This window comes from Flavobacterium wongokense (assembly GCF_021608265.1).
GTDB classification, from domain to species: domain Bacteria; phylum Bacteroidota; class Bacteroidia; order Flavobacteriales; family Flavobacteriaceae; genus Flavobacterium; species Flavobacterium wongokense.
Genome location: NZ_JAKIHP010000004.1, coordinates 21475 through 33894 on the forward strand (window position 1 = coordinate 21475; position 12420 = coordinate 33894).

13 protein-coding genes are annotated in these 12420 nt (G+C 38.6%); 9 read left to right on the forward strand and 4 right to left on the reverse strand.

The window, feature by feature from the left end:
* Positions 1-27 precede the first annotated feature (27 nt).
* On the forward strand, positions 28-525 hold the full coding sequence (locus L1S31_RS11345) for a hypothetical protein (RefSeq protein WP_236464856.1): 498 nt from the start codon (positions 28-30) through the stop codon (positions 523-525).
* Here the strand turns inward: L1S31_RS11345 and L1S31_RS11350 are convergent, their stop codons facing one another.
* Entirely contained in the window at positions 526-987 is a 462-nt protein-coding gene (locus L1S31_RS11350) for a tRNA (cytidine(34)-2'-O)-methyltransferase (protein ID WP_236464857.1), read from the reverse strand. It abuts the gene before it with no gap.
* 14 nt (positions 988-1001) lie between these two features.
* The gene (locus L1S31_RS11355; protein ID WP_236464858.1) at positions 1002-1580 is read right to left on the reverse strand and encodes a pseudouridine synthase; all 579 of its coding nucleotides are present in this window, start codon (positions 1578-1580) and stop codon (positions 1002-1004) included.
* Positions 1581-1677: 97 nt separating this feature from the next.
* Here L1S31_RS11355 and L1S31_RS11360 point away from each other — a divergent pair, with 97 nt between their 5' ends.
* The 6 genes from L1S31_RS11360 (at position 1678) to L1S31_RS11385 (ending at position 10076) form a co-directional block, all read left to right on the forward strand.
* Positions 1678-1932, forward strand: a complete 255-nt coding sequence (locus L1S31_RS11360; protein WP_236464859.1) for a hypothetical protein — start codon at positions 1678-1680, stop codon at positions 1930-1932.
* A gap of 43 nt (positions 1933-1975) precedes the next feature.
* Positions 1976-3307, forward strand: coding sequence for a DNA recombination protein RmuC (locus L1S31_RS11365; RefSeq protein ID WP_236464860.1), 1332 nt, complete (start codon positions 1976-1978; stop codon positions 3305-3307).
* Between the two features lie 150 nt (positions 3308-3457).
* On the forward strand, positions 3458-4555 hold the full coding sequence (locus L1S31_RS11370; RefSeq protein ID WP_236464861.1) for a hypothetical protein: 1098 nt from the start codon (positions 3458-3460) through the stop codon (positions 4553-4555).
* Between the two features lie 42 nt (positions 4556-4597).
* Positions 4598-6640, forward strand: a complete 2043-nt coding sequence (locus tag L1S31_RS11375) for a T9SS type A sorting domain-containing protein (RefSeq protein ID WP_236464862.1) — start codon at positions 4598-4600, stop codon at positions 6638-6640.
* A 206-nt stretch (positions 6641-6846) separates the two neighbouring features.
* Positions 6847-7983: a hypothetical protein gene (locus L1S31_RS11380; RefSeq protein ID WP_236464863.1), complete on the forward strand. Its 1137-nt coding sequence runs from the start codon at positions 6847-6849 to the stop codon at positions 7981-7983.
* 35 nt (positions 7984-8018) lie between these two features.
* Positions 8019-10076 carry a T9SS type A sorting domain-containing protein gene (locus tag L1S31_RS11385; protein ID WP_236464864.1) on the forward strand — a complete coding sequence of 686 codons (2058 nt, stop codon included), beginning with the start codon at positions 8019-8021 and terminating at the stop codon, positions 10074-10076.
* A 70-nt stretch (positions 10077-10146) separates the two neighbouring features.
* Here the strand turns inward: L1S31_RS11385 and L1S31_RS11390 are convergent, their stop codons facing one another.
* Both L1S31_RS11390 and L1S31_RS11395 read right to left on the reverse strand, forming a co-directional pair.
* Complete coding sequence (locus tag L1S31_RS11390; RefSeq protein WP_236464865.1) at positions 10147-10986, reverse strand: DUF5777 family beta-barrel protein; 840 nt, start codon at positions 10984-10986, stop codon at positions 10147-10149.
* A gap of 21 nt (positions 10987-11007) precedes the next feature.
* Complete coding sequence (locus L1S31_RS11395) at positions 11008-11397, reverse strand: OB-fold protein (RefSeq protein WP_236464866.1); 390 nt, start codon at positions 11395-11397, stop codon at positions 11008-11010.
* 85 nt (positions 11398-11482) lie between these two features.
* Between L1S31_RS11395 and L1S31_RS11400 the strand changes: the two genes are divergently transcribed.
* Positions 11483-11848, forward strand: coding sequence for a hypothetical protein (locus tag L1S31_RS11400; RefSeq protein WP_236464867.1), 366 nt, complete (start codon positions 11483-11485; stop codon positions 11846-11848).
* Between the two features lie 14 nt (positions 11849-11862).
* Complete coding sequence (locus tag L1S31_RS11405) at positions 11863-12402, forward strand: YceI family protein (RefSeq protein WP_236464868.1); 540 nt, start codon at positions 11863-11865, stop codon at positions 12400-12402.
* The last annotated feature ends 18 nt before the right edge of the window (positions 12403-12420 follow it).

Genomic DNA, 12420 nt, shown 5'->3' on the forward strand with positions numbered 1-12420 from the left:
CTTTGAAAGACCGCTAAATCTTTCAAGATGAAACACCTTCTTCAAATAAGCCTGTTACTTTTCTTTACAATCTGTTCGGCACAACCCAAATTGGAATTAACGCCTCAGGGTTTTCAGCCTTTGGAAATGCCAACTCCCAACCGACCTTTGGATCAATTGATGGAAGGTTCCAAAAACTGGGCTCCTTATTTCAATAAAAAAACCTATGATATTTTTGATGTGACTGAAAATTCACTTTCCATCGAAGCCCGTGTTGAGAATGGATACTATTATTATAATGTGGGTGTAAAATACAATTGCGATATTGTGTATACGCTTAAAATTGAATTTAGGCCGGATAAAAAATATACCTTGGCTATTGCCGTCAAGGAAATTTATGCCAAGAATGTGCTGACCAAAACTACGGTAGCCGATTTTTTTACCGCCGATGGAAAGTTAAAGGATGATTTTCGGGATGCCAAGCCTTCGTTGGAAAACACAATAAATAAGATTGTAAAATCCTATGTGAATTTTATCAATCAGTAATTAGCCTTGATTATTCAATCGAATCTGCCTTTTGGCTTCGCCAACTACAAAAGCCACCGAATTCGCGATATTGTAACTTCGGATTAAATTGGACATTGGAATTGTCAGATGATTGTCAAACAGCGCCAAAAATTCCTTACTCAAACCCACACTTTCCTTCCCAAAAACCAGCCAGTCTCCATCCTGGAACTCTGCGTCATAAATCGATTTTTCTGCGTGGGAACTCATCAGGAAAACCCGTGATTTGTCCTTTATCTGTTTCATCCATTCGGCCACATTTTGGTATTCGGTGACATCCAAATGCACCCAATAATCTAAACCCGAACGCTTTAGGTTTTTGTCATTGATGACAAATCCAAAAGGATGAATCAGGTGCAGTCGGCTTTCGGTACCTACGCTAAGCCTTCCTATGTTACCTGTGTTGTTTGGGATTTCGGGTTCTACTAAAACGATGTTGAGCATTTTTGATTTGTAGTTTATGGTTTATGGGTGAAAAAATTTTCTACTTCAATAACTTCTCCTGCGTTAAGCTGCAAAGATAAAGTACCAACACGGATTCTGATCAATCTTAAGGTTGGAAATCCGACAGCTGCAGTCATTTTACGAACCTGCCGGAACTTACCTTCGGTTATCGTTATTGAAACCCAGCTTGTTGGCCCGTGACGCTCATCGCGAATTTTCCTGCCTTCACCAATGCAATCCGGAAGTTCGGATATTATTCGGGCTTCGCACTTTTTGGTGGTGTATTTTATTCCTTTAAAACCAATTTCGACTCCGTTTTTCAAAAGCTGAACCGCTTCTTCGGTAATGCGTCCGTCGACCTGCGCATAATATTCCTTTTCGACAGTTTTGCTGCGTACCATTTCGCTCACTTTTCCGTCTGTTGTAAGCAGGAGCAATCCTTCCGAATCCTCATCCAAACGTCCAATTGCCATGGTTCCTTCGGGAAAATCATAGAGTTCGCCCAGCAGTTTTTTATGCCTTTTTTTTTCATAAATAAACTGGCTCAGGTAACCATGAGGTTTGTGCAGAATGAAGTTTCGGATTCGAATCATATTAACATAAAAATCATATAATGAAATGTTAAAATCATATAAAAAGGTTGGTCAAATTTAAGGCTAATTTTAACAAACTAATTTAAACCTTTATGATATGAAAACTATTTTTACACTTCTGGCTAATTTGGCATCACTGGCTTTTGGATATGTATTTGTATCTAACTTAAAACAATCTGCTGACTTTGGATATTTAATCTATATGTCACTATTAGTTATACTGTTTTTCATCTTCATTATTTTGGGTGTCCTGAGCTTTCCTAAAAAAGGAAAATCCAGAAGATTGTTCTATAACAGTTATTCCGACCGAAGAACAAAAGATGACAAATTTTATTCTTTTATGCATGAATAATTAACCCATTTGTTTCATATATTTACTTTCAAATAAGTTATATATGAACGCCACCATTCTTTCCATTTTAATATTTATAATCGCTTTATTTCTAGGCATTTACTTCGGAAAAATATTTTTTTCCGTCAATTCAAAATCCGAAAAAGCTTCACTCGAAGAAAAAATAAACGGTTTGCTGCAGCAAATTGAGCAATTCAAAAACCAATTGAACCAAACCGTCCAGGAACGCGAAAATATCCGTACCGAAAAAGAGGCTCTTGCCATTCAGTTATCCAAAAAAGAGACCGATTTTGAGAATCTTTGGGAACGCAACAAAGAGCAAAAGGACGAAGTGGAAAAACTACAGGAAAAATTCACCAAGGAATTTGAAAACCTGGCCAATAAAATCCTTGAGGAAAAGACCAATAAATTTACCGAACAAAACAAGGAAAACCTCAAAACCATCCTGTCACCACTAAGCGAAAAAATCCAACTTTTCGAAAAGAAAGTCGAAGACACACACAAGGAAAGCATCGATTACCATGCCGCTTTGCGCCAACAGATTTTGGGCCTCCGCGAAATGAATGAGCAGATGAGCAAGGAAACCCTGAATCTGACCAAAGCCCTTAAAGGCGATAGTAAAATGCAGGGAAACTGGGGCGAATTGATATTGGAACGCGTGTTGGAAAAATCGGGTTTGGAAAAAGGACGCGAATATGAAGTACAGCAGAGTTTTACTGCCGAAGACGGCAATCGCGTTTTCCCTGATGTTGTAATAAACCTTCCTGACGGAAAGAAAATGGTGGTGGATTCTAAGGTAACCCTAACGGCTTATGAGCGTTATGTTAACGAAGAAGACGATGTTGAAAAAGCACAATATCTTAAAGAACATGTTTTGTCCATCAGGCGTCATGTGGAGCAATTAAGTGGCAAGAACTATCACGATTTATACCAAATGGAAAGCCCGGATTTTGTGCTGCTTTTCATCCCAATTGAATCGGCTTTTGCTTTGGCATTGAATGAAGATACTTCGCTTTACAACAAAGCATTCGAAAAAAATATTGTCATTGTAACGCCGTCAACATTGTTGGCAACGCTTCGAACGATTGACAGCATGTGGACCAACCAGAAACAGCAGGAAAATGCGCTTGAAATTGCACGTCAGGCCGGAGCTTTATACGATAAATTTGAAGGTTTTGTTTCCGATTTGGTAAAAGTGGGCAATAAAATAAAAGACTCAAAATCGGAATATGATAATGCAATGAACAAGTTGGTTGAAGGAAGTGGAAATCTTATCAACAGAGTGGAAAACCTTAAAAAAATGGGAGCTAAAGCCAAAAAATCCTTACCCGAAAATATCCTTCAGCGTGCCAATGCGGAGGAATCGGAATCCTAAAAAATTAAAGTGTTCTCATGTTAAATTAGGAAGTTTTTAAACTTTTACTTAAACTATTCTTATAAATAGTTAACAATTTTTATTAGTAATCAAATAATTGGTAGGATATTACAAAATATTTACTATTTTTGGTTGCGATTTGAAAAAAATATGAAAAAAAGTTACCTTGCATTTGCCCTGTGCATGCTTCTTACAGCCTTATACATCTCATGTTCAGACACTGATGATGAGTATGTTCCAGTGTCACCGGTTAACGTTGACCTAACTTTGGTTCCATACCAAAAATTATCCGAATACAAATTTTTTGAAGGAGGAGCAATGAAGGACATGGTTCCTTCGCTGAATGTCATTCCGTATGAGCCTGCGAGTTCGTTATTCACGGATTATGCCTCAAAAAAGAGATTCATCTGGATGCCTCCGGGAGTTAGTGCCAGCTTTGTAGCGGGCAATAAAATCCTGGATTTTCCTGTTGGGACCGTTTTGATAAAATCATTTTATTACACCACAATCCAACCGGGAAATGTGACCAAAATCATCGAAACCCGTTTGATGGTCAGAAAAGAGGACAAATGGCATTTCTATGAATACTTATGGAATGATGAGCAGACTGATGCCGATTTGGTTTCAGGAACCGACTTTACAACCGGTGGTTTTAAAACAATTACCTTTACAAAACCGAGTGGTGAAGAAATAACTACCGACTACAGAATCCCTTCGGATGCTGAGTGCTTTGCCTGCCATAAAATCAATGAAATTGGAACTCCAATTGGGGTTAAGCCACAAAACCTGAATCACAGCCACATGTATGGCAATACCAATAAAAACATTTTGGCCAAATTGGTGGAACAGGGTTATTTGGATACTTATCCGGCCAACATCCTTTCGACAGTTGATTATCACGATACGACACAACCAATAAATTTAAGGCTGCGTTCTTATCTGGATGCCAATTGCTCGCACTGCCATCAGGATGAAGCGCGTTGCTATTACAGGCCAATCCGATTCCCATTCAGCCAGACCGATGTTGATTCGAACATTGGAATCTGCCTATTGGCGGACGAGCCTATCAGCCCAACTTTAACCAAGGTAATTGCGCCAGGAAACTATAACAAATCAATCATGCATTTCCGTTTGAGCTCCAATGACGAGAGCGAAAGAATGCCATTATTGGGAAGAACCATTGTGCACGACGAAGGCGTTCAGCTTTTGGAAGAATACATTTCATCGCTGACGCAAAGCTGTAATTAGAAACATTCAAACTAAATTATAATTAATCACAACAAACACCTTATGAAAAAAACTTTACTCTTAATTGTTTTGATTTTCAGCGCTACAATTGCTGAAGCTCAGACAAATTGTGGTACTGCAGTAGAAGTCCTTTTGGGCTCTACGACAACTGCACCGACTTTTACCGGTGAAACAGGTAGTACCGTTCCGTCACCATTGTGTGGCCTTGCATCGGGATCAGGCTCTAAAGGGAAATGGTACAAATATGTTGCAACAGCTACTCAGTCAGTAACTGTTTCTACGCTTTTACCACAAAACAATAATGTTGATACCCGTGTGATTGTTTATTCAGGAGCTTGTGGTTCATTGACTTGTGTAGGCTCTAATGACGATTACAATGGAACAAATTCATCTTATTTGTCTTTTAATGCTGTTGCAGGAACTACTTATACCATAGCTTTTGACAATCGTTTCAGCAATTCTGGTTTTGATTTCACAGTTATGGTGACACCACCACCAGCACCGGACAGATTATCATTTACACTTACATCAGTTCCTGGTATTACCGGAGGTTATGACAACTGTATTGTAGATATGAACGGTGACTTTTTGGATGATATCGTTTCAGCTGTAAGCAATACCCAATTGGTAATCACTTACCAAGGAGATAACCACGTGTTTTCTACAACTGCTTATACTGTTGCAAATACTTCTGTTTTACCTTCATGGAGCATCGCTGCAGGAGATTATGACAACAACGGATATAATGATTTGATTTATGGGTCTGGAAGTGGTATCTGCTTTTTAAAGGCAAATGCTGACGGGACAGGTTATACGACTGATAGAAAAACACAGTCTTATTTGGTACAAAGAACCAACTTTGTAGACATCAATAACGATGGAAAGCTTGATGCATTTGCATGCGATGACAATGCTCCTAACAGATATTATATGAATGATGGCGTTGCGATGAACCACGTACAGGGTGGAATTGGTGACTTCCCATCAGGAGGAAATTATGCTTCATGCTGGACCGATTATGATAATGATGGCGACATCGATATGGTACTTGCCAAATGTGGACAAGGTGGATCGGGTGTTGGAGGAAATATCGACCAATTATTCAAAAACAATGGTGACGGAACTTACACTGACGTAGCTGCTTCGGCAAATATGGCAGCTCCGGAGCAAAGCTGGTCTTGTGCTGTTGGTGATTTCAACAATGATGGATGGATGGATGTTATTGAAGGTGTAAACTCAGCTTCAGATGGCCGTACCAATGTAAAAAGAAATAATGGTGACGGAACTTTTACAAGCGTTTCCGTAGGTTCTGGTTATGATACCGATTTGACTATGGGTAGGGAATTTGTTGCCCAGGATTTTGATAATGATGGATTCCTTGACGTACTAAGCTCAGGAAACAATATCATGTTTGGTGATGGAGCCTTCCATTTCACTCCAAATCCAAATACGTACAATATGTCAACTGTTGACCGTCCTGTAGGTGATTTGAATAATGATGGATTCCTTGATATCCAAAACGGAACCAACGTTTTGTTCAACAATGGAAATACCAACAAATGGCTGGCTGTTAATTTACGTGGAATTGAAAGTAACAGAAACGGAATCGGTGCCAGAATCGAAATTTATGGTTCTTGGGGAAAACAAATCAGGGATGTACAAAGTGGAACCGGATTCCAAAACATGAGCACCATTACAGCTCATTTCGGAATTGGACAGGCTACAACCATTACACAGGTAATCATCAGATGGCCTTCGGGAGTTGTTGATACGCTTAACAATGTTAATCCAAACCAAAAACTATTGGTAGTTGAAGGCTCAACTTTGGGTATCGATTCATTCAACAACGGAGTATTCTCTGTTTATCCAAATCCTGCAAAAGATGTGGTTAACATTCAGTTAAAAGACAATTTGAACGTTACGTTAAAATCGGCTATGGTGTATGACCTGAACGGAAGAGTTGTACTTACGACAAGTAATTTGACGCAGCCAATCAATGTTGATAAATTGGCTACCGGAACTTATATTTTGTCAATCTCTGATTCTCAAAACAGAAATTATACTCAAAAATTCATCAAAGAGTAATTTTTAGAAATAAACATCATCAGAAAAACGCTCCAAAATGGAGCGTTTTTTTTATCTACAATACCAAAGCAAAATATGGTTTTAATAGATAATGCCGTGATTCCTTAGCATATTCTAATGAAATGGATTTGGTACATAGATAATCTGTTAATTTTTAATAAATTATGAAATATTTATTTATATTTGGACTGCGTTTTAAAAATTATATGAAGAAATATTACTATCTGTTTTTTGCAGTATTCTTATCTTTTATCATTTTTATTTCTTGCTCTGATAAAGGTGAGGAATACATACCTGTTCCTGTATCACCGGTTACAGTTAATTTGAGCCAGGTACCTTATCCAAAATTATCAGATTATCATTTTTTTGAGGGTGAATTGAAAAATCAGATTCCGTCCTTAAATGTGTTGCCTTATGAGCCTGCATCGTCGCTTTTTTCCGACTATGCCCATAAAAAGAGATTTGTATGGATGCCGCTAGGAACAAAGGCAACTTTTGTCTCCGACAGCAAAGTTTTGGAACTTCCTGTTGGTGCTGTATTGATTAAAACATTTTATTACGAAAATGTTCAGAATATTGCTCCGGTTGGAGGTACAAGAATTGTTGAAACACGCCTTATGATTAGAAAAGATACAGGTTGGATATTTGCAAATTACGTCTGGAATGAAGCTCAGACCGATGCTGACTTTGACCTGGCCGGAAGTTTTACTGATATTTCCTGGGAAGATGAAAACAATGTAATCAAAAGTACGAGTTACAGGATTCCAACCGAAGTTCAATGCATGATCTGCCACAAAAACAAGCAAGTGATTGGCCCTACTGAAATTGACACTTACATTCCTATTGGCATCAAACCCCAAAACCTTAATTTTGCTTACACTTATGCTTCGGGTACTAAAAACCAGCTTACCAAATGGGTGGAACAGGGATATCTCGACAGCAATTTTACACTGCCTACTGCCGAAAACACCGTAATTAATTATAACGACAATACCAGGCCTTTAGAATTGAGGGTTCGCTCCTATCTGGACAGCAACTGCTCGCACTGCCATGCCATTGACAGGCATTGTGATTATAGACCGATGCGTTTTCCATTTAATATGACTGGTGGCCCAAATGGACAAACCAATATGGGAGTCTGCGTAGATACAGAAGACTACAGCTTTGCTCCTGCTTTGACAAAGATCATAAAACCCGGAAATGTAAACAGGTCGATGCTTTATTACCGACTAAATACAACAGAAGAATCATTTAGAATGCCGCTTCATGGAAGAACTGTAATCCATGAGGAAGGTGTCGAACTAATAGGACAATGGATCAATTCATTGGCACCTTGTCCATAAACAAAGAAAACTAGCAAACTTTAAAAATCAGAAACATGAAAAAAATTACTCTAATTATTACATTGCTCTTTATGGTGCAATTATCGAAAGCACAGGATTCTTGTGCTTCCCCAACAGCAATTCCAGGACCTGGAACGTATACTGTTGGTGTAATCAACGGAACTGCCCCAACACTTTTTTGTGCTGACAACGGTGCAATCCAGCAGGCAATTCCTGGAGGCGAATGGTATATCTATACGCCAACAGCTGCCCATACAGTAACTGTATCAACAGACATTACTGCCAACACTCCAAGAACAGATACCCGTGTTCACGTTTATACCGGAACTTGTGATGCATTGACTTGTTTTGCAGGTGATGATGATGCCGGCGCGGACTATTCTTCGGTGGTAACCTTCAATGTAACTGCAGGCACATCTTACATCATTGTTTTTGATAACAGATGGCTGGACGCTGCACACAACAATGGTTTTAGTTTCCGATTAACGGAAGCTCCTGTTGTAGTTCCTCCTACTTTGCCGGTGACTTACAATTCGACTTCATTAGCAACGATTAACAGCACTTTCAATATTTGTGTTGTTGACGTAGATGGTGACCATAAAGATGATATTGTTGGAGTAAGCAATAATAATTTAAGGGTACACTACCAAGGCGCTGGTGGGATAACCACACCAACTGATTATCCTGTTGCAGGAACGCATTTCATGCCAAACTGGAGTATGGCTGCGGGAGATTATAATAGAGATGGTAAAATGGACTTTATTTTAGGAGCGGGTTCTGGTTTGTCTGTTTGGAAATCAAACGGAACAAGCTATACTAATATCACTCCTGGAGATTATATCTTCTGCCAAAGAACCAATTTTGCTGACTTGAATGATGATGGAAACCTGGATATTTTTTCCTGCCACGACATTGCACCTAACTGCTATTACCTCAATGGTGGTGGTACAGATAATGCCTTAACTTTCTACCAATCAAATGTAACGCCAGGTGCTATGAAATTTGGTACTATTGGTGGTAACTACTCAACATTATTTACTGATTTTGATAATGATGGAGATACCGACGTTTTCATTTCAAAATGTTCAGGGCCACCATGTGAATTGCATAGAAATGATGGTAATGGTGTTTATACAGATATTTCTGCTATCGCAGGAATCAATGTTACACCTATCCAAACCTGGTCTTCTGCAATTGGTGATTTTGACAATGATGGTGATATGGATGTTATCATTACAGCAAGCTCCGGAACACACAAATATTTCAGGAATAACCTTGACACTACCAACACTACTGAAGAAGCATTTACTAACATAACTGCCGGTTCTGGTTGGGACACTAACACTTCAACCAACATTGACAACGTTACTTATGATTTCGATAACGATGGATTCCTTGACGTTTTAGGTGGTGGTAACAAAATTATGTACAATCAGCACAACAGCACTTTTGCCCCTGTTTCATATCCTGGATTGATGATTGGTGCAATTGGTGATTTAAATGACGACGGCTTCCTTGACATTCTAAATGGAAGTACTATCCGTTATGCTACGCCTAACACCAATAAATGGATTAAAGTGGCATTACAAGGTGTACAAAGTAACAGAAACGGTATTGGTGCCCGTATTGAAATCCACGGTGCATGGGGCATTCAAATCAGGGACATCCGAAGTGGTGAAGGATTTGAATTCATGAGTTCATTGAATGCTCATTTTGGAATTGGACAGGCTACAACTATCGACCAGGTAATCATTAGATGGCCATCTGGCCTTGTGGATACTTACAACAATGTAACTCCAAACCAAAGGCTTTTGGTTGTAGAAGGTGCAACATTGGCTGCCAGTGCATTTACCAACGGAGTATTCTCAGTGTATCCAAACCCTACAAAAGATGTGATTAATATTCAGTTGAAAGATAATTTAAGCGTAACGCTTAAATCTGCTGCGGTATATGATTTAATGGGTAGGGTTGTTTTGACTACAACCGATTTGGATCGTCCAATCAATGTAGCAAGCCTTGCGACTGGAACTTATATCCTGTCAATCACAGATTCAAATAATAAAAACTACGGACAAAAATTCGTTAAAGAATAAACACCAAAACCTTTATAATAGAAAAGCGTCCCGGATTTCGGGACGCTTTTTTTATGTCTTATTTAAATATTTAGAAAACCCTCAACAAATTAAATCCAAAGAAGATATCGCCTTTGCTCCAGTCTCCTGTTGTATTGCCCAAAAATCCAGCTTCGTGCATTCCCTGAGAACTGCTGAAATGCATTTGGAAAACGTGTCCTCCGGTATCCAAATCAACACCAATGGAAAGTGGATCTTTATAAGGCGAAGTACTGGAACGGTTTAAATGTGCTGCATACTCAACATTCACTGACCAGCGTTTAGCAAATTTATACCTTCCTCCCATTCCAATCGCATACTGGCTATTATCCTGATTGTCATCGGTTACAAAGTTTTCATGGAAAAATGTCGGAGCAAGTTCTAATGACAGTTTGCTGTTGATTTTTCTTGAAACCAATAATTGGGCAACATAAATCAATCGGTCCTCAAATTTCATTTTTGGATAAATATTCTCTTTCAGGGTATTATTGAAGCCCAAGCTGGTAAATCCGGCAATCGCAACCGGGAAACCATTATCTTCCTGGGATTTCAATAAATATTTGCCGGAAAAATCATAAGCCAGCTCACTTCGGGCAGCACTAATCGTAAACCAATTCGTAACTCCGTACAGGAACTTTAGTTGGGTAACTGCATTGTCAAGTCCGTATGCGCCTTCAAATCCATCTTTAAGCGAACCGAACCTGTGGGCAACTATAAAATAAAAATCGCCTTTAGAAGCCAATTTTGTGGATTCGATATTGACAATCTTCAAAGCCTTGAAAGCAGCTTCAACTTTCGTTTTTTCGGATGGCGTAGAGTCTACTTCCTTTAGTAAATCTTCCTGGGCAGACATTGCAAATGGAAGTAATAATAGTAGGGTAATTTTTTTCATAGATGTTTTCATTTTAGTTTTCTATTTTTTGATTGTGCATTGGTCCATTTGAATCTCGCCAAGTAAATCGTCATAACCAACGACCCTTCCTTTCAAAATTACAGAATTCTGGGGCTTTAAATTGTTCGGTATACTATTTGTACACTTCGCGGAAAGCTTTTCATCCACTGTAATTAGTTTATTTTGTGGGTCAATATTTGTGATATTACCAGATATTTCAATGGTTTTGTCCAAATATTTTGCGTTGGCTTTTTGAGCGTCTTTTTGAAATGCATCAAAAACCTGGACTACCGTTTCAGTATAGGTAACATCTTCGGAAGCAATATCCCTATGTTCTTTATAAAGAAATTTATAAACCGCGAATGCCGCAACAATGAGAATTAGTAGAACAATAATTATTTTCTTTTTCATAACTGGAGATTTTAATTGTTACAAATTTAATTATTTATCAATACGTCAGAATTTTTACTAACTTTATTAAAAAAAGAAATTTACTATGAAAAGATTTGCATACACATTTTTATTGGCATCTTTTGTCCTGTCGCAATACGGCTGTACGAATGATTCTACGTCTGACCTAATTGACAATACAGCTGCCGGCGACATCACTTACACCAATACCGTTAAAGGTGTCGTTGAGAACAATTGCCTTTTTTGTCATACTTCTCCTCCACAAAATGGAGCCCCAATGCAACTGACAACTTATACCGATGTTAAAAATGCAGTAATGACCCGTGGCCTGCTCGACAGGATTTCAAGAGCACAAGGTTCGGCCGGTATGATGCCAAACGGTGGTACACGATTGCCACAGGCCACAATCGATAAAATTTTCCAATGGGCACAAAACGGATTTCCAGAATAAATAAACTAAAAGCTATGAAGACTAAATTATTAAGCCTACTTATTATTGTAAGCATGAGCAGTTTTGCTCAAACCAAAATGGTTACCAAAACCGGGAAAATTACTTTCGAAGCATCGGTTCCTGCTTTTGAAGAAATAAAAGCCAAAAACGAATCGACTACAGTGGTCCTAAATCCGGCTACAGGCGAAATTGCCAGTTTGGCATTGATTAAGGGTTTCCGTTTCAAAGTGGCGCTGATGGAGGAACATTTCAACGAAAATTATATGGAAAGTGATACATATCCAAAAGCGACATTTAAAGGGAAAATTGAGAATTTTGATGTTTCCAAATTAACTGCAGCCGCACAAAGCTATACGATAAAAGGCAAAATGGAAATGCACGGAAAAACAAAGGACATAACCATTACGGCAAGTATCAAGAAATCGGGTGACGGAGTGGACATCGATTCCAACTTCACCTTAAATACCGATGATTACGGAATTGACATTCCAAGTGTCGTGAGTAAGAAAGTCTCCAAAAAAGTATCGGTCAAATTGGATGCGACCTTAAAATAAAAATAAAGCTGTAAAGAA